19 protein-coding genes, 1 pseudogene and 1 riboswitch are annotated in these 18,838 nt (G+C 39.8%); of the genes and pseudogenes, 17 read left to right on the plus strand and 3 right to left on the minus strand.

Annotated elements, in window-relative coordinates:
• Positions 1–97 precede the first annotated feature (97 nt).
• Positions 98–541, minus strand: coding sequence for a flavodoxin (locus RU86_RS07085; protein ID WP_096814712.1), 444 nt, complete (start codon positions 539–541; stop codon positions 98–100).
• A gap of 249 nt (positions 542–790) precedes the next feature.
• On the opposite strand from RU86_RS07085, the gene RU86_RS07090 reads away from it, so the two are divergent.
• The gene (locus tag RU86_RS07090; RefSeq protein ID WP_047916044.1) at positions 791–1,645 is read left to right on the plus strand and encodes a methionyl aminopeptidase; all 855 of its coding nucleotides are present in this window, start codon (positions 791–793) and stop codon (positions 1,643–1,645) included.
• 31 nt (positions 1,646–1,676) lie between these two features.
• The gene (locus RU86_RS07095) at positions 1,677–2,600 is read left to right on the plus strand and encodes a YihY/virulence factor BrkB family protein (protein ID WP_096814713.1); all 924 of its coding nucleotides are present in this window, start codon (positions 1,677–1,679) and stop codon (positions 2,598–2,600) included.
• 24 nt (positions 2,601–2,624) lie between these two features.
• Here RU86_RS07095 and RU86_RS07100 read toward each other — a convergent pair whose 3' ends face one another.
• Entirely contained in the window at positions 2,625–3,059 is a 435-nt protein-coding gene (locus RU86_RS07100) for a GtrA family protein (RefSeq protein ID WP_096814714.1), read from the minus strand.
• 29 nt (positions 3,060–3,088) lie between these two features.
• A riboswitch (PreQ1 riboswitch) is annotated at positions 3,089–3,185 on the plus strand.
• Here RU86_RS07100 and RU86_RS07105 point away from each other — a divergent pair.
• The 4 genes from RU86_RS07105 to RU86_RS07120 all read left to right on the plus strand — a co-directional run bounded on the left by RU86_RS07105 (position 3,183) and on the right by RU86_RS07120 (position 4,798).
• Positions 3,183–3,686 (plus strand): QueT transporter family protein, encoded by a 504-nt coding sequence (locus RU86_RS07105; protein WP_096814715.1) that lies wholly within the window; start codon positions 3,183–3,185, stop codon positions 3,684–3,686. It overlaps the preceding riboswitch by 3 nt.
• 15 nt (positions 3,687–3,701) lie before the next feature.
• Positions 3,702–4,175, plus strand: coding sequence for a glutathione peroxidase (locus tag RU86_RS07110; RefSeq protein ID WP_096814716.1), 474 nt, complete (start codon positions 3,702–3,704; stop codon positions 4,173–4,175).
• Positions 4,176–4,258: 83 nt separating this feature from the next.
• Positions 4,259–4,456, plus strand: a complete 198-nt coding sequence (locus tag RU86_RS07115; protein WP_047916040.1) for a hypothetical protein — start codon at positions 4,259–4,261, stop codon at positions 4,454–4,456.
• Positions 4,457–4,618: 162 nt separating this feature from the next.
• On the plus strand, positions 4,619–4,798 hold the full coding sequence (locus RU86_RS07120) for a DUF3272 family protein (RefSeq protein ID WP_096814717.1): 180 nt from the start codon (positions 4,619–4,621) through the stop codon (positions 4,796–4,798).
• 51 nt (positions 4,799–4,849) lie between these two features.
• On the opposite strand, the gene RU86_RS07125 is transcribed toward RU86_RS07120, so the two are convergent.
• Entirely contained in the window at positions 4,850–5,575 is a 726-nt protein-coding gene (locus tag RU86_RS07125) for a biotin--[acetyl-CoA-carboxylase] ligase (RefSeq protein WP_096814718.1), read from the minus strand.
• 150 nt (positions 5,576–5,725) lie between these two features.
• Between RU86_RS07125 and metK the strand changes: the two genes are divergently transcribed.
• The 11 genes and pseudogenes from metK to RU86_RS07180 all read left to right on the plus strand — a co-directional run bounded on the left by metK (position 5,726) and on the right by RU86_RS07180 (position 18,825).
• Complete coding sequence (metK, locus tag RU86_RS07130) at positions 5,726–6,913, plus strand: methionine adenosyltransferase (protein WP_096814719.1); 1,188 nt, start codon at positions 5,726–5,728, stop codon at positions 6,911–6,913.
• Between the two features lie 355 nt (positions 6,914–7,268).
• Positions 7,269–8,867, plus strand: a complete 1,599-nt coding sequence (rny, locus tag RU86_RS07135; RefSeq protein WP_096814720.1) for a ribonuclease Y — start codon at positions 7,269–7,271, stop codon at positions 8,865–8,867.
• Between the two features lie 259 nt (positions 8,868–9,126).
• The gene (gene gmk / locus RU86_RS07140) at positions 9,127–9,756 is read left to right on the plus strand and encodes a guanylate kinase (RefSeq protein ID WP_096814721.1); all 630 of its coding nucleotides are present in this window, start codon (positions 9,127–9,129) and stop codon (positions 9,754–9,756) included.
• Positions 9,757–9,877: 121 nt separating this feature from the next.
• Positions 9,878–10,282 (plus strand): DNA-directed RNA polymerase subunit omega, encoded by a 405-nt coding sequence (gene rpoZ, locus RU86_RS07145; protein ID WP_243994813.1) that lies wholly within the window; start codon positions 9,878–9,880, stop codon positions 10,280–10,282.
• 208 nt (positions 10,283–10,490) lie between these two features.
• Entirely contained in the window at positions 10,491–12,887 is a 2,397-nt protein-coding gene (locus RU86_RS07150; protein WP_096814722.1) for a primosomal protein N', read from the plus strand.
• Between the two features lie 147 nt (positions 12,888–13,034).
• The gene (gene rlmB / locus RU86_RS07155; protein WP_096814723.1) at positions 13,035–13,820 is read left to right on the plus strand and encodes a 23S rRNA (guanosine(2251)-2'-O)-methyltransferase RlmB; all 786 of its coding nucleotides are present in this window, start codon (positions 13,035–13,037) and stop codon (positions 13,818–13,820) included.
• A gap of 17 nt (positions 13,821–13,837) precedes the next feature.
• Positions 13,838–14,359, plus strand: a complete 522-nt coding sequence (locus RU86_RS07160; protein WP_096814724.1) for an NYN domain-containing protein — start codon at positions 13,838–13,840, stop codon at positions 14,357–14,359.
• A gap of 31 nt (positions 14,360–14,390) precedes the next feature.
• Positions 14,391–15,260, plus strand: a complete 870-nt coding sequence (locus RU86_RS07165) for a DegV family protein (protein WP_096814759.1) — start codon at positions 14,391–14,393, stop codon at positions 15,258–15,260.
• A gap of 159 nt (positions 15,261–15,419) precedes the next feature.
• Positions 15,420–16,790, plus strand: a complete 1,371-nt coding sequence (gene ftsA, locus RU86_RS07170) for a cell division protein FtsA (protein ID WP_096814725.1) — start codon at positions 15,420–15,422, stop codon at positions 16,788–16,790.
• Between the two features lie 96 nt (positions 16,791–16,886).
• A pseudogene (gene ftsZ / locus RU86_RS07175) lies at positions 16,887–17,844 on the plus strand (cell division protein FtsZ); the annotation flags it as partial.
• A gap of 306 nt (positions 17,845–18,150) precedes the next feature.
• Positions 18,151–18,825: a YggS family pyridoxal phosphate-dependent enzyme gene (locus tag RU86_RS07180; RefSeq protein ID WP_096814726.1), complete on the plus strand. Its 675-nt coding sequence runs from the start codon at positions 18,151–18,153 to the stop codon at positions 18,823–18,825.
• Positions 18,826–18,838 lie beyond the last annotated feature (13 nt).

Genomic DNA, 18,838 nt, shown 5'->3' on the forward strand with positions numbered 1-18,838 from the left:
ACGAAGATGCAAGCACATTTTTTACTAGTCTGTTATATTTCTCAAACATATAAAAAAGAGGTAGCTAATCTAGCTACCTCATGTTCATATTTTGATATTAGTTAACTTTAGCAGCTAATGCTTCAGCGAAAGCTTCTAGTTTAGTGATATCAGCTTCTTCGGCAGCAAGGTCAACTTTGACACTATCAGCGCCTTTTGTTGCTGATGTTTTTGCAAACGCAGCTTCAAAGTCATCTACTGATTTACAGAACTCATCGTAGAATGTATCACCTGAACCAACAACACCAAAGATTTTACCTGTTAGGTCTAAATCTTGTAAGTCGTCGTAAAAATCAACAATCTCATCAGGTAACTCACCATCACCGTAAGTATAAGATGCAACGATTACGACGTCGGCTTCTTGAAAGTCAGATGCATCAACAGTTGTACACTCATCTATATCAACTTCTAGACCGAGTGCTTCAAGTTTTTCCGCTACAACATCAGCGATCTCTTCTGTATTCCCAGTCATACTTGCGTATACAATCTTAGCTAAAGCCATTATAATCTCCAATTTTTAATTTTATATTAAGGAAATTATACCAAATTTACCTAAAAAATCAAGTTTTCTGCTTGTTTTCTGCTATTTATCAGCAATTATATACCAGAGTGACACAATAAGGACATGTTGTCAAAAAATGCTATCTTTTACAACAATAAAGAGACATTTACCGATAATAACGCTATTAAAGCGATAGTAAATTTGCTAAAATAAGAGTAGTCTAAAAAACAGAAGGATAGTTTATAAAAAATGATAACATTAAAATCACCAAGAGAAATTGCCATGATGCAAGATGCATCTGACGTACTAGCAGGTATTCACATCGGATTACGTGAGATAATTAAGCCAGGCGTTGATATGTGGGATATTGAGCAGTATGTTCGTCGTGTATGTAAAGAAAAAAATGCAATTCCACTCCAAATTGGTGTGGATGAAGGGAATGTTAATCCCTACCCTTATGCGACTTGTTGCTGCCTAAATGATGAGGTGGCACACAGCTTTCCTCGTAAGGGGCATATCCTTAAGTCAGGTGACTTAATCAAAGTAGATATGGTCATCGGAACAGGTGGCGGTATTGACATGAGTCGGGCGAATTTTGACGATGGCATGGCCATGAAAGCGCTAGCCGATAACTTTACCGGTGGAGTTGCTGACTCTTGCTGGGCTTATGCAGTGGGTGACGTATCTGATGAAATTAAGCAGCTCATGGCGGTGACTAAGGAAAGTCTGTATCGTGGTATCGAAATGGCACAAGTCGGTAATCGTATTGGTGATATCGGGCATGCCATTCAAGCTTATGCTGAAAGTTTTGGCTATGGTGTGGTTCGAGATCTTGTTGGGCATGGCGTTGGACCAACAATGCATGAAGAGCCGATGGTACCTCATTATGGGACGCCGGGTAAAGGTCTTCGTCTAAGAGAAGGCATGGTATTGACCATCGAACCAATGATCAATACCGGAGACTGGGAAATTGATCATCCGTCAAACGAGCGTGGCTATACTACACTTGATGGGAGTCTTTCATGCCAATATGAGCATCAATTCGTCATCACTAAAAATGGGCCTGTGATCTTGACAAGCCAAGGCGAGGAAGGTACTTATTAAATCGTGGGGAGCAGGAGGAGGCTAAACTTGTATGAAAGCGTTAATCAAGAAAATTTTAGCATCTGAGCGTCTGACTTATTTTCTGGCTTTTTACAAGTCAGCCGAGATGAATTTATCCAGTATTGCAGTCGCTTACTACTTACTGCTATCGCTTTTTCCCTTGCTCATGATTGTTGGGAATATTCTCCCGTTTCTAAATCTGGATACAGCAGTTATTCTAGGCTTGTTGCAGGATAATTTACCGAGCCAACTGTACACAACGGTTGCTAGCATCGTTGAAAATATCTTATCAAGACCGAGTGCGGGTCTCTTGTCAGTCTCAGTCATCACTGCTTTTTGGACGTTTTCAAAAGCCATGACAAGTCTGCAGATGGCCATGAATAAGTCATATGGTGTCAAGGATCATAGGGATTTCCTAGTCGGCCATTTCTTTTCAATTCTAGCTAGTTTAGCGATCATTATTTTTCTATTTGTTGCTGTTTTCCTATCAACTTTTGGGCAACTGGTGCTTGAGCGTATCTATCGGTCTATCCAATTTGATAAGCACTTATATGCAGCATTACATAATATGACGATACCAGCAGTAGCGCTAACTGTTTTTTGTGCCTTGTCTTTGCTTTATTTTATCATGCCAAATGTTAAGATTCGTAAGTTCAAATATGTCCTGCCTGGTGCACTATTTTCGACCTTTGTCCTGACATTTTTAACGAATGTGTTTGGTAAATATATTGGTCGGACAACAGAGGCGATGCAAGACTTTAAAATTGTTGGTAGTTTAGTTGTCTTCGGTCTCATGCTCTGGTTCATCTTTATTGCCAAAGTCTTGATATTCGGTGCCATTTTAAATGCTGTATATTTGAAACGCAATAGTAAGATTGAAACAAGACGTGGGGAAATCGTAGATATCATCAAGAGTGTCAATAGTAAAAAAAATGAAGAAAAATCCAGCTCATGATGAGCCGGATTTTTTGTATCTTCTTTATTTTTTTGTGAAAATCAAAAACTTTGAAAAAATATAATTCAAAATAATGGTGAACACCTGTAAAAATAGACTGAGGACAAAGACGCTTTGTTTCAAGTTCAAGGAAAGGGTCTTAACTAAGAGCTGAGGATGCCTATCTACAAAGTACCAATTTGCTATCACCGACAATAAAAGGACAAGTAGTCTGCTGATAACAAATTTGATAAATTCATGCAAGAAGCGATTTGATGTTTTTTCAAATACCCATAATTTATTTGTAAAAAAAGCAAATAAGATAGAGATACCTTGAGCGACGATTTCAGAAATAACGCCGTTTTCTGTAGTAGAAAATAGGCACATTTTGATGATAAAGTAAATGATCGTTGTCCCAACACCAGCAACAAGGTAGGTGACGACTTGCTGACTTGCAATGTTTTTAAGGCTATGTTTCATGTTAAAAAGTATATCATTATTAAGGGGAATTTGCTATACTAGATATTGCTTGTAACGAGCCCTTCGTACTTTCTCACTTTGACGGAGCATATTAAAATCGCGGGAGCGATAAAGGAGATTCATTTGAATAAAATTAAAGTTATTGACATGGTTCAGATAGCAGTTGTTGCTGCGCTCTATGTCATCGTAACAGTTGTCCTGGGGCCGCTTGGCTCTGGCGCGATTCAGTTTCGGCTATCCGAGTTATTTAACTTTTTAGCCTTCTACAATAAGAAATATATTTGGGCAGTCACCATAGGCTGTGTCATCTCAAACTATATATCTAGTACCTTGGTTGATGTTTTTGTCGGTAGTCTATCAACCTTATTATTTGTAACATTGGGCGTATATCTGTTTAAAAGATACATGCAGCAAGACATATTGGGTGGATTAACAAATAAAGCATTTCTCTATTTTGCCATCTTCTTTTCATTGACTATGGTGACAGTTGCAGCAGAACTTAGCATTATGCTGGATTTACCCTTCTTTTTAACTTGGTTGACCACTGGCCTGGGTGAGTTAGTTTCCTTACTTATCGGTAGTGTGATCGTTGTTCAAGTTTCAAAACGGATAGATCTAACAAAATAGGTGTATAATGTAGTTATGAATATATATGACTATACAGTGAAAGATAATAAGGGAGAGCAAATTTCCTTATCAGCATATAGGGGACAAACACTCCTCATTGTCAATACGGCTACCGGATGTGGCTTTACGCCGCAGTATAAGGGATTACAGGACTTATATGACACCTATAAAGATCAAGGCTTTACGATCTTAGATTTTCCTTGTAATCAATTTGGTGATCAAGCCCCAGGAAGCGCCGAAGAGATTGCTGAATTTTGTGAGTTACGTTATCATACGACCTTTCCTCAGTTCGCAAAAATTGATGTCAATGGTCAAACTGCTGATCCGCTCTATGCCTACTTAAAAAGTGAAAAAACGGGTGCCTTGACCGCAGATATTAAATGGAATTTTACAAAATTTCTTGTAGACAAGTCAGGTAAAGTTGTCAAGCGCTATGGGTCAGCTAAAAAACCAGAGAACATCGCAAAGGATTTAATAGACATACTTTAAACGCTCATTTGGGCGTTTTTATGTTATAATAAAAACTATAGTAAGCGCTTTCTAAAACAGTTTAAGAATAAAGGAGACGATGTATGAACAAAGCACAGATGGTCTATAAACTTAAGCAACTTGGGCATAATCAAGAGAAGATTGCAGAAATTTTTATTGGCAATAAAGAATTTCATCGGGCTGAGATTGCACAAACAAAACATATCATGTATGAAAACTTTGCAGAACTCCTAGAGCATTGGCTGGAAGACGAAAAGGAAGCAGAGGAAATGACAGCATAAAAAAATGATGCAAGTGAAAATCTTGCATCATTTTTGATTGACCTGCTGTTAGGGATTTCTCAAAGTATCACTATAAAAAAGGCTATAACGTTACTGAGCCGAATAAAGGATTTGAGGACGCTTGAATTGAATTATTTCTGTAATTTGTTACACTATAGGTATATGATTAAACAACAATTTTATGTATTTAGTATTGGTACGATAATCTATGCCTGGTTTTTTGCAGATGCTTTGTTTACAGGGCAATCTTTTTTGACTGGATTTTGGAGTCTTCTTTTGATGCGTAAGGCGTTCATTGCTTATAAAGCAGACAAATGGATTAGATTAAATATCAAGAATTAAGCCTGTCTGAAACAGATGAGCATAACAAAAAAAGCTCTGAGAAAGATAAGCTCAGAGCCATTTTTTTAAGGAAATCTCTCCAGAAGAGAGGACTTTTATGAGGCCGCCAGTGTTGACAATCAGCTCGCCTGTTTCTGTCAGATCTGTTGCTGTACCACTTATTAGCTGACCATTTTCTTCGAATTCGACGGTTTTACCAAGGATGAAGGAGTGGGCGTGGTAAATGTTGAAAAAGGCATCATCAGATCTTAGTTTATCAAATTGAGCCCATATTTCTGCAATCAAGTCACTGCGTGTGATCGTGGGAGCATCATCCGAAAATAGTGAGCTAGCTTTTTCCCTTAAGTCGATCGGCAAGTCAAAACTGTTGAAGTTTAAGCCGATGCCGATGACAATTTGTTGACTAGATATCAGATATTCAACTAGGACACCTGCTATTTTTTTATTGTGGAGATAAATATCGTTAACCCATTTGATTTGAGGGTTTTTATTTGTTAGCTTTTCTATAGCAGTCACGATAGCAGCAGCTGTTAAAATCGTGTAGTTTTTGACTTCCTCAGATACGTTGAGAACAAGTGACATGTAGATACCGTTGCCTTTAGAGGCGAGATACTGTCTGCCAAAACGGCCACGGGCATTGGTCTGCATATCAGCGATAAATAATTTTTTATCGACGAGGTCGTTTTTTGCGTCAAGCTGAGTTGATGCGCTGCTTTCGACAGCAGAAGCACTGACTAGCCAGGGATTTTTTTCAAGAATATCGTTAATGTCTATCATGTTTAAATTATATCATGGAATTATCCGGAAATGATGGCGAAATGCACAATGAAGTGGTAGAATAGGACTGTTACTTTCCGAAGGTGGCGCTAACCTTTCCATAGCGCCGTTTCCTGTAACCTAAATAGAAAGAAAAGTAGGGGAAAAATTATGTCAGAGAAGAACTTATTTACAAGCGAGAGTGTGTCAGAAGGACATCCAGATAAGATTGCAGATCAAATTTCAGATGCGATTTTAGATGCGATTCTAACACAGGATCCAGATGCACACGTCGCGGCAGAAACAGTTGTTTATACTGGATCTGTCCATGTATTTGGTGAAATATCAACAACAGCTTATGTCAATATCGACGAAATCGTCAGACAGACGATTAAAGAAATTGGCTATACTGATGCGAGTTTTGGCTTTGACTATAAGACAGTCGGTGTTCATCCATCTATCGTCGAACAATCAGCAGATATTGCCCAAGGGGTCAATGAAGCGATTGAAGTCAGAGGTAATGACCAGCAAGATGCGCTTGATCTTATCGGAGCTGGTGACCAAGGGTTGATGTTTGGCTATGCCAACAAAGAGACTGCAGAATATATGCCGCTTGCGATTTCGCTATCACATCAATTAGTCAAAAGACTAGCAGATTTGCGTAAAACAGGTGAGATTGCTTACCTTCGTCCAGATGCGAAAAGTCAAGTGACTGTTGAATATGATGAAAATGATGTTGCCAAACGGATTGATACCATCGTGATTTCAACCCAACATGCACCAGATGCAACTAACGAACAAATCAAAGCCGATGTGATCGACAAAGTGATTAAAGTTGTCATTCCTGCTGAGTTGTTAGATGATCAAACCAAGTATTTCATCAATCCAACAGGCCGTTTTGTTATCGGTGGTCCTCAAGGTGATTCTGGCTTGACTGGTCGTAAAATTATCGTGGACACTTATGGTGGGTATGCCCATCATGGTGGTGGTGCCTTCTCAGGCAAGGATGCAACAAAAGTAGACCGTTCTGCTTCGTACGCAGCACGCTATATTGCAAAAAACATTGTGGCCGCAGGTCTCGCAGAAAAGGCTGAAATTCAATTAAGCTATGCAATAGGCGTTGCCCAACCTATCTCGATTCATGTAGACACATTTGGGACAGGTAAAGTATCAAATGAGTTGCTAATTGGTGCAATTAGAGAAAACTTTGATCTTCGTCCAGCTGGTATCATCAAAATGCTTGATTTGAAACGGCCAATCTACCGTCAAACGGCTGCCTATGGCCACTTTGGTCGGACAGATGTCGAGTTACCATGGGAAAAACTAGATAAAGTAGAAATTTTAAGCGCGCTTTTGTGAAAAACGCGATAATATGATATAATTAATTCGTGTGCATGGCTTTAGCTGATGTACACGAATTTTTTAAGTTTCCTTAAAAAAGTATGATGAAAATAACCTATATCAAATGTAAATAATAAAGAAGCTATATCAAGTTGGTCAGTGATACTAAGTTGCCAAATAGGTGGTATGTTTGTTGTTTGAACAGTAGACTTATAGAAAAGTTTAGTGACGATTTCTGCCTTATCAGAGATGCGTTATGCGAACTGCTAAGGTAAAAAAGTAACTGGAAAGAGATATGAATTATTGGATTTGCTATATTGTTCAAGTCGTTGCTTTTAGTGGAACTTGATAATAGAAAATAATGAGGAATACAATGATTGGAGCACTTATTGCTGGCATCATTGCCTTGTTGATTGGATTAGGAATTGGTTTTGTATTTCGGAATGTACAATTAAAAAGTGCCCAGGCAGATAGTCAGAGCTTAATTGAACAAGCTGAACGCAAAGCGAATGAGCTCACGAAACAGGCGAAAGTCGAGGCTGAAATTCTTAAGAAAGAATCTGAAAATCTTGAAAAAGAAAAGATTTTAGCATTAAAAGAAGAAGGCCAAAAACGTCGTGAGTCGATAGAAAATGAGTTTATAGAAACTCGGACTGAGTTAAAAGCATCAGAGAAACGTCTGAAACAGCGTGAAGAAATTCTTGATCGTAAGGATGATACGTTGACGCGTAAAGAACAATCTCTAGATTCAAAAGAAGAAAATCTATCAAACAAAACTAACACGCTCAGCAAGCGCGAAGAAGCATTATCGCAAATTGAAGCAGAAAAGGCCGCTGAACTAGCACGTATTGCAAGTTTAAGTCATGATGAAGCAAAAGAAATTATTTTAACCCAAACTAAAGGGTCATTATCGAAAGAAATGGCACAATTGATTCGGGCTAGTGAAGAAAAAGCAACAGCAGAAGCTGATAAAAAAGCAAAAAACATCATTACACTTGCCATGCAACGTGTATCGGGTGATTTTGTAAGTGAACAAACAGTCAGTGTTGTGACTTTGCCAGATGATGGTATGAAGGGTCGGATTATCGGTCGTGAAGGTCGTAATATTCGAACATTTGAAGCATTGACTGGGATTGATGTCATCATTGATGATACGCCTGAGGCAGTTATTTTATCTGGATTTGATCCAATTCGTCGAGAAATCGCGAGATTGACTTTGGAACAACTCGTACAAGATGGTCGTATTCATCCTGCACGTATAGAAGAATTAGTCGAGAAGAATCGTAAAGATCTAGAACGAAAAATCAGAGAGTACGGCGAACAGGCAGCGTTTGAAGTAGGTGCGCATACCTTACATCCGGATCTGATGAAGATTATGGGACGTCTCCATTTTAGAACGTCTTATGGCCAAAATGTCTTGAATCACTCGATCGAGGTCGCTAATCTTGCGGGAAATCTTGCTGGTGAGATGGGTGAAAATGTCTCCCTTGCAAAACGTGCAGGATTCTTACATGATATTGGTAAGGCGCTAGACCACGAAATTGAAGGTAGTCACGTTGAAATTGGCACTGAGTTAGCTAAGAAGTATAAGGAAAGCCCAGTTGTGATTAATGCGATTGCCAGTCACCATGGTGATACAGAACCAACAAACAACATCTCTATCCTAGTTGCAGCAGCAGATGCTTTGTCAGCTGCTCGACCTGGTGCGCGTCGTGAGTCGATTGATAACTATATCAAGCGATTGCAAAATCTGGAAGAAATTTCTAACGGATTTGAAGGCGTAGAAACGTCATTTGCCTTACAGGCTGGACGTGAAATTCGCGTTATGGTAAACCCAGCCAAGTTATCGGATAATAAGATGACGGTGTTGGCACATGACATCAAAGAAAAAATAGAAAACGATATGGACTATCCAGGAAATATCAAAGTGACAGTGATACGTGAAACACGCGTCATTGATTACGCAAAATAACTGAATAAGTAACAACTTGGACTGATTAAATGAATCAATCCAAGTTTTTATTTACTGATTTTGCTGACTCAGATAGTTGCCTGATTACTGATTTTAAAAGGAGTCATATAGATAGCTAGGCCATCTAGTGACATAATAATTACTTTGGTCAAGCAGCTTTTCAAATTAAAGAAATTGTGTTAAAATAGGTAAAATAACTCATAAATTTATGAAAAGGACATCTCCTTTTTATGATATCCTGCAAAGAAAGAGCGTGAACATGCCAGAACGTGGATTACTCATTGTTTTTTCTGGCCCTTCAGGGGTCGGTAAAGGCACAGTAAGGGCAGCGATTTTCGAATCGAGCCAACACCAATTTGACTATTCAGTGTCGATGACGACACGTCAACAGCGGCCAGGTGAAGTAGACGGAAAAGATTATTTCTTTACGACGCGAGAAGCGTTTGAAGAGAAAATTAAATCTGGGCAAATGCTTGAATATGCCGAATATGTCGGTAACTATTATGGTACGCCCCTAGAGTATGTCAATCAAACGCTTGACCAAGGTAAAGATGTTTTTCTTGAGATTGAAGTGCAAGGTGCGCTACAAGTCAAAGAAAAAGTACCTGATGGCGTATTTATCTTTTTAACACCGCCAGACTTAGATGAATTACGCGGTAGACTGAGTGGTCGCGGGACTGACAGTTTAGCTGTGATCAACGAGCGAATGGAGAAAGCGCGTGAGGAAATCAAACTCATGAGCGAGTATGATTACGCTGTTGTGAATGACGAAGTCCACTTAGCGGTGGAACGCGTCAAGAAAATAGTTGAAGCAGAGCATTTTCGAGTAGACCGGGTGATTGGTCGCTATCAAAATATGGTAGACGTTGCAGCGCATAATATTGGATAAAGGTACCGACTAGCTCTTAGCTCCCCTTTTAATTAGGTTAGCTAAGATGTCGCATCACCTTGTTTGATCATGTATTAAAGATTAGAATTCAAGTTCTAAATAGTAAGAGGTAATAGAAAATATGATGTTAAAACCGTCAATCGACGTCTTGTTGGACAAAGTCGATTCAAAATATTCATTAGTAGTTTTAGAAGCAAAGCGTGCACATGAGTTACGTGATGGGGAAGCTGCAACACAAAAATTTTCATCTGTAAAACCTACTTTGCAAGCATTGGAAGAGTTAGCAGAAGGCAACGTAACGATTCACCCAGCGCCAGAAGCAAAACGAACAGCATTAAAAGAAAAACGTGAATTAGAACGTCTACTTAAGATTGAAGAAGAACGTAAAATTAAAGAGCAGATAGCAAAAGAGCAAGCTGAAGAAGAAGCCAAACAACGCAAAGATAAAGGTGTTCCTCAAGCTGCTAAAGCACCAGTTGTCGAAACAGTAGAGGCACCGATTGCTAAAGCTGTTGAGGGTGAGTAAAGAAAAAACTGCTTAGGCAGTTTTTTTGTCTGAGTTTTGTTCGTTCTGATTGTACTATATTTGTTGCTACACATTTTACTTTAATTTGATCAGCTTTTTGTGTAAACTAACTATAGGAAGAATGACAATAAACGTGTCTGATTATGTCGCAAATACAAGTGTTTTAAAAACTAGGGACTTGACTTGCTAGGATAGAAAGAGAGCTGTGATGTGTTATCAAATCGCCAAGATTATTATTGATGTTCCGACCATGCAAACTGACAAGCCTTTTTCTTATCTGATACCCGAGGAATTGAGGCAATTAGTAGCAATTGGCATGCGGGTGCATGTACCTTTCGGGCGTAGTAATCGGCTCATGCAAGGGTTTATCGTGGCGCTCTCAGATGCATCAGATGAAACTGAGTTATCTGATGTAGCTGAATTAAAGGCAATTGCCGAAGTGTTGGATTTTGAACCCGTGCTCAACAGCGAACAGCTTGCCCTTGCAGATGATATGCGACAAACGGTTTTCTCTTATAAAATCTCGATACTCAAAGCCATGCTACCTAATCTACTTAATTCTTCTTATGATAAGGTACTGACAACAGCAGATTCGGAAGTAGCTAAAACCTATTTTGCTACTAAAAAGGAGATTCACTTCTCAAGCTTGGACACTAAAGAACAGGCTGTGATGATGAAACACCACCGAGAAGGGCGTATCAACATGCGGTACGTTGCGCAGTCTAAAGCAAGTATCAAAACTGAAAAGCGCGTGTCATTAGTTGATAAACTTGCCCTGGTGAACTTGGCAATCACATCGCGTGCGACAAAGCGCTTGGCTATGAAGGCTTTTCTAGAAACGCATCCGGAAGAAACGGTTTGGACTTACTCAGAACTGCTTGGGACATTCTCTCGAGATGTTGTGACGTTTTTCGTGTCCCAAGGGATTTTACGGCTTACAGAAGTGGAAGTGTCGCGTTCACAAGGTTACTTTGATCAGGTGGTACCAGATGAGAAGAAGCAACTAAATGCAGAACAAAATCGTGCATATGAGGCGATCGTTCAAGCTAAAGGTGGTACGTTTCTATTAGAAGGAGTTACTGGGTCTGGTAAAACAGAGGTTTATCTACAGGTGATTGCCCATGCACTTGCACAAGGAAAAACAGCGATTATGTTAGTGCCAGAAATATCATTAACACCGCTGATGACCAATCGCTTTATCGCTAGATTCGGAGATCGTGTTGCGATTATGCATTCAGGATTGTCGGATGGCGAAAAGTATGATGAATGGCGGAAGATAGTATCTGGTAAAGCGAAAGTTGTTGTTGGTGCACGATCAGCAATATTTGTCCCACTAAAAAATATTGGCACGATTATTATTGATGAAGAACATGAAACGAGTTACAAACAAGATAGCAATCCCCGCTATCATGCAAGAGATGTTGCGATTTGGCGTGCAGGCTACCAGCAAGCTACTCTAGTTTTAGGCTCAGCAACACCAAGCCTAGAAACACGAGCACGTGCACAAAAAGAAGTCTACCAGTTACTTCATCTTAGCCACCGAGCTAATGCGCAAGCTAAGATTCCTGAAGTTCGGATTTTGGATATGCGCAAGCACTTAAACGACCAGTCAGCCTCTTTCTCGAAAGTGCTATTAGATAAAATTTCGGAAAAAATCGCTAGACAGGAACAGGTTGTGTTGATGCTTAATCGACGGGGCTATTCTTCGTTTATTATGTGTCGGGACTGTGGCTACGTGCCTGATTGTCCAAATTGTGATATCTCCTTAACACTACATATGGATACTAAGACGCTAAACTGTCATTATTGTGGACATACAGCGGCTATACCGTATGCTTGTCCAAACTGTCAAAGTAAGCAAATTCGGTATTATGGCAGTGGGACGCAAAAAGTGGAAGAAGAATTACAGGACTTGATTCCTGGTGCCCGTATTTTAAGAATGGATGTGGATACAACAAAGAAAAAAGGTGCACATGAGCAAATTCTATCCCGGTTTGGTGCAGGAGAAGCAGACATATTACTAGGGACACAGATGATTGCTAAGGGTCTTGATTTTCCTAACGTTACTCTGGTGGGTGTCATCAATGCCGATACAGCGCTCAATCTGCCTGATTTTAGATCTTCAGAACGCACTTTCCAGCTATTAACGCAGGTGGCAGGTCGTGCTGGTCGCGCAGAAAAAGCAGGAGAAGTCCTGATTCAGACCTTTAACCCTGAACACTATGCGATTAAGCTAGCGCAAACGCATGATTATGAAGGATTCTATAAGCAAGAGATGGCATTTAGGCGGCAACTCAACTATCCACCTTACTTTTATACGGTGCAACTGGTTGTTTCTCATCAACTTGAAGAGGAAGCGGTAAAAGCATCCTATGAAATCATGTCGCTTTTAACAGCGCAACTCACTGAACATGCTCGGATTTTAGGGCCAATCCCCAAGCCGATTGCTAGGACCCATAATCTATATCATTATCAACTCTTGATTAAATATAGATTTGAACCAAATTTGGTGCCAGTGTTAAATTCAGTTTTAGAGATGACGCAGGATCGCGCACATGAAAAATTACGTATCATCATCGATAACGAACCGCAAAACTTTATGTAAAAAACCGTCAGTAGATGGTTTTTTTAGTTAAGCTAAGTCATGCTGCTTTCAGGAAGGTGGTAAGTAAAGGTATAATGAAGCGGAACTGTAAGGGGTGAATAGGATTGTGGATTTCTCTGTCTCGGAAAAATTTGCTATAATAAGAGTATGAAAAAAAATCACGAAAAAAATAATCAAGTTAACCAGGACAACCAGCATGACCTAGCGCCAGCGAATGATACAGTTTATGGTGTGCATGCTGTTACAGATTCTCTTATGGAAAATCTAGGGAATAAATTATACATCCAAGATGACATACGCGGTAAAAATATTGACAAGTTAAAAGAACTCGCTAGTGAAAAAAAAGTTGGTATTTCTTTTTTAAGTAAGGACAAATTAAAGGAAATGTCTGATGGGGGTGTACATCAAGGGTTTGTATTGAAAACAAGCGCCTACGCCTATAAAGAATTGTCTGATTTACTAGCAATTACTCAGGAACTTGACAATCCACTGTTAATCATTATCGATGGCTTAACGGATCCACATAATCTTGGTAGCATCCTAAGAACTGCTGATGCGACAGGTGTTTCAGGAATTATCATCCCTAAGCATCGTTCAGTTGGGGTAACGCCAGTTGTCGTCAAAACGTCGACTGGTGCAGTGAATCACATGCCGATTGCGCGTGTGACCAACCTTTCTCAGACCCTAGACAAACTAAAAGATGCTGGATTTTGGATTTTTGGTACCGACATGGATGGGACACCGCATCATAAATGGCAAACGCAAGGTAAGCTTGCCTTGATCATTGGTGCTGAAGGCGCGGGCATCACGCCAAATATAAAAAAACAAGTAGACGAAATGATTACAATCCCTATGGTCGGTCATGTGCAGAGTTTAAATGCCGGAGTTGCTGCGGGTATTCTCATGTATGAGTGGGCTCGAAATTTTAAATAAGTCAGAAGTGGTTAGCTATGAAAAAACAACTGTTAATTGTTGACGGATATAATATGATTGGGGCATGGACAGAAACCCATCGCCTTTTTCAAGATAATCAACTAGAACAAGCAAGGGATATTTTACTTTCAAAGTTATCAAATTATGCGGGATTTGAAGGGATCGAAGTGATTTGTGTCTTTGATGCCCAATATGTACCAGGTGTGGCAAGTAAGTTTACACACCATAACGTCATGGTCATCTTCACGGAAGAAGATGAAACGGCAGATGCCTATATCGAAAAACTTGCTGGAGAGTGCCAAAATGTCTTGACGACAGTTTATGTTGCGACAAGTGACTTAGCGGAACAATGGGTGATTTTTTCTCAAGGTGCGATGCGGGTATCTGCAAGAGAACTTGAAGAACGTGTCAACCTTAGAAAACAAGATTTGACAAGACACAATAAAGTCCTGACAACACAAAAACCACGGACATCTTGGGACGATACACAGCTATCAGATCTCAAATCGCTCCTGTTTAAACTAGGAGAACATGAATAGGGCCTTGTCAACTAATCAGAAGGGAGTGACGATGACTTATAAAATTGTCACAGATTCAACGACAGATTTATCAGAAAGCTATATCAGCTCACATGATATCATCATGCTTGGGTTGACAGTCACGCTAGCCGACATCACCTACCAAACGATCGGACCAAACAGATTGTCAAGTGATTTTTTATTGGAAAAAATGGCTGAAGGCGAAAATCCAGTCACCTCTCAAATTAATGCTGGACAGTTTTTAGAAGTGTTTAAGTCAGTTGTCTTAGCTGGTGATGACGTACTCTACATTGGGTTTTCATCTGGTCTTTCAGGCACGCTCCAAAGTGCTAAGATGGCTAGAAGTATGCTCTTAGAGGAGATGCCTGCAGCAAAAATTACGATTTTTGACACCTTAGCAGCGGCGTCAGGAGAAGGGTATTTAGTTAGAGAAGCTGTTCAACTCCGTGATCAAGGGAAATCAGTTGCTGATTTAGTTGACAGCCTAAAAGAGATAGCACCTCGCTTGCGTAGTTGGGTAATGGCAGATGATTTGTTTCATTTGGCTAGAGGGGGACGGATTTCAAAAACGGCCGCAACTGTTGGGACATTAGTGAATATTAAGCCGATTATCGATGTTGATCCAGATGGTAAGCTACGTCAAGTTGGCAAGATTAGAGGCAAGAAAAAAGCAATCAATTTATTGATTGAAAAGACACTTGACGGATTTGATGATAGATTTCCACAAGTCGTGATTGGCTATTCTGGTAGTCGGGATCTTGCGGAATCAGTAAAAACAAGATTATTGATGTCGGAGGTCGTGCAGCAAGTTATCTTGACACCACTCGGACCGACAATTGCAACACATACAGGGACAGGAACGCTTGCTATTTTCTCTATAGGGAAAATAAAACGCAGCTAAAAAGTTATTAATAAATTACAGAAATCACAGTAAATATCTTGTTTTGCTGTGATTTTGTGTTAAAATGAAAAAGAGTGTTTATGCTGATGGTCAGTGTGATGACTTTTTATACAATTAAACTTTAAAAATGATGAATAGATAATGGAAGGAGTCGCTTTAATGGCCAAAAGTGGACTTTATACGGGACTTGATATAGGAACTAACACGATTAAAGTGCTAGTTGCTGAATATGTCTCTGGTGAAATGAATATAATTGGTGTCGGAAATGCAAAATCTGACGGATTGAAAAATGGGACAATTGTTGATATCGAAAAGGTATCTCAAGCAATTCGAAAAGCTGTAAATGCTGCAGAAGAACGCGCAGGCATCCAAATCAAAGGGTTGAATGTAGCTGTTCCAGCTAATCGACTTGAAGTTGATGCGTGTCAAGGCATGGTAACAATCAACAGTGAATCAAAAGAAGTTGTTGAAAGTGATATTAGCCAGGTCGTTTCTAGCGCGCTTATGCGTGGGATGATGCCTGAACGTGAAATCATTGCGGTTGAACCCAAAGAGTTCACTGTAGATGGTTTCTCTGGTATATCAGATCCGAGAGGGATGTTTGGTGTTCGTCTTGAAATGAAGGGGCTTGTTTACACAGGACCTAAGACATTGGTACATAACATCCGCCGTGCAGTTGAGCGTGCAGGATTGATAGTGGACAATATCGTCATTGCGCCGCTAGCTATAGCACACCACGTGTTGACTGAAGGTGAACGTGAATTTGGCACAGTTGTCATCGATCTTGGTGCTGGTCAAACAACCGTACTTGCAATTCGAGATCAAGAGTTACAGTTTGCACATATTATACCTGAAGGTGGAGACTATATTACTAAAGACATCTCTACAGTCTTAAATACCTCTCTTGATCAAGCAGATAGCTTGAAATTAAATTATGGAGAAGCCTCAACTGCACGTGCAAGTCAAGAGGAGAAATTCCCAGTATCAGTTGTTGGCCATATGGAACCTCTTGAAATTACAGAATATTATCTTTCTGAAATTGTTGAGGCACGGTTAACACAAATTTTTTCTCGCGTTCGTCAAGATTTGGAGCGGTCTCGTGGCTTAAATTTACCGGGAGGCATTGTCCTACTTGGTGGTGCTGCGGCGATGCCAGGTGTTGCTGAACTTGCAACTGAAATTATTGGTACAAATGTCAGATTATATGTACCAAATGAGATGGGACTTCGTAACCCAACATTTGCTCAAGTCATCTCGATAGTAGATTATGTTGGTAGTCGCTCAGAAATTGAAAATCTTGTGACTCTAGCAGCAGCTGGTAATGCTGTATTCAGTGAACCAGTTGTTGACACGCAAGCAACGTATCGTGAACCTGTCGTATCGTTTTCAGAAAATAATTTCGTACAAACAGCAGATGAGACAAGTTATGCTGTACCAGTATCACAATCAAATGTACCTAAACAAACTAAAGAACCTAAAGAAGGTCTTGTAGATAAAGTCCGAAACCTTTTCGGTAGTATGTTTGATTGATTGGCTATAATCAAAATTAAGGTGAGACAACTTAAAAAAGTAGTTGGCTCATGTTTTGTTTGATTGAGATAAAAATGAATTTGGAGATATAAAATAATGGAATTTTCATTTGACGAAGCGCTCACTCAAGGCGCTGTAATTAAAGTTATTGGTGTTGGTGGTGCAGGTGGTAATGCTGTAAACCGCATGGTTGAAGAAGGTGTTTCAGGTGTTGAATTTATTGCCGCAAATACTGATGTTCAAGCACTACGTGCATCAAAAGCGGATACGGTCATTCAACTCGGACCAAAATTGACGCGTGGCTTAGGTGCAGGTTCAAAACCAGATGTAGGCCAAAAAGCTGCTGAGGAATCAGCTGAGACGATTGAGCAAGCCTTGCAAGGGTCGGATATGGTTTTCATCACTGCTGGTATGGGAGGCGGAACTGGTACCGGTGCTGCGCCTGTCATTGCTCAAATCTCTCGTGAGTTAGGTGCTTTGACAGTTGGTGTTGTAACACGTCCATTTGGTTTTGAAGGCTCTAAACGTGGCTACTTTGCCTCTGAGGGGATTGAACTCTTAAAATCATCTGTTGACACGCTACTCATCATTTCAAATAATAACTTACTTGAAATTGTCGATAAGAAAACACCTTTGAAAGAAGCCTTGCAAGAGGCTGATAACGTCTTACGTCAAGGTGTTCAAGGTGTAACAGATTTAATTACTAATCCTGGTATGATTAACCTAGACTTTGCTGATGTCAAAACAGTAATGGCAAATAAAGGTGATGCACTAATGGGTATCGGTGTTGCTAGTGGTGAAGACCGTGTCATCGAAGCAACGCGTAAAGCCATTTACTCACCATTGCTTGAGACAACCATCGAAGGTGCTGAAAATGTCTTGCTTAATGTCACAGGTGGTATGGACATGAGCTTGACAGAAGCACAAGATGCATCAGAGCTTGTCATCCAAGCTGCTGGTAATGATGTGAATATCCTCTTAGGTACATCAATTGATGACAGCTTGCAAGATGAAATTCGTGTTACTGTTGTTGCAACTGGCGTATCAGAGGAAGACGTTCAAAAAGCAATGCCTCGTCAAACGATGAGTGCACCTGTTTCAGAACAGCCTAGACGCCGTGTTTTAGGCTCATCAAATATTGATGCTGCAAAAGACAATTTTGGGTCTCGTCAAAAGACAGCAACACCTGAAAGTTCAGCACCTGAATCAGCATTTGGTAGCTGGGATATCCGTAAGGAAAATTCAGTTCGTCAAACACCATCAGAGTCGACGAATACGTCAGGCGTTAATACATTTGGTGGCACAACAACTTCAGCAAACAATGATGATTTAGATATCCCACCATTTTTGAAGCGTTAATATGACACTTATTGAAAAAGTTCAAGCAGTATTAAATAAGGTCAGTCTTGCTGAGGGACAGTCAACATCAAAAAAAAATAAGCCGACGACTGTTGTCGGTGTTACAAAATATGTTGATGCGCAAAAAGCTCGAGAACTTGTTTTGGCAGGTATAACTGATATTGGTGAAAATAGGGTTGAATTATTCCTTGACAAATATGAACAGTTGGCTGAATTATCAGTTAATTGGCATTTGATTGGGACATTACAGCGTCGTAAGGTTAAAGACGTCATCAACTTAGTTGATTACTTCCATGCCCTAGATTCTGTTAAATTAGCGCAAGAAATTGATAAGCGCGCTGATCATACCATCAAATGTTTCTTACAAGTCAATATTTCAGGTGAAGCAAGTAAGCACGGGGTATTGCCTGATGCGTTAGCTCAAGTCTTACCAGAATTTTCAAGGTTTACTAACATTGAAATTGTTGGTTTAATGACGATGATGCCATTAGGCGCAACAGAAGCAGAACTGGCAGATTTCTTTGAACAAGCAAAGACGTTACAAGAAACAATAGCCAGTCAAAAATTACCAAATATACCATGTACAGAATTGTCGATGGGGATGAGTCAAGATTATCAGCAAGCAATTAAGCATGGTGCTACTTTTGTCAGAATTGGTAGTGAATTTTTTAAATAGACAATAGGTCTAT

Source organism: Pseudolactococcus piscium, assembly GCF_002441695.1.
In the GTDB taxonomy this organism is placed as follows: domain Bacteria; phylum Bacillota; class Bacilli; order Lactobacillales; family Streptococcaceae; genus Pseudolactococcus; species Pseudolactococcus piscium.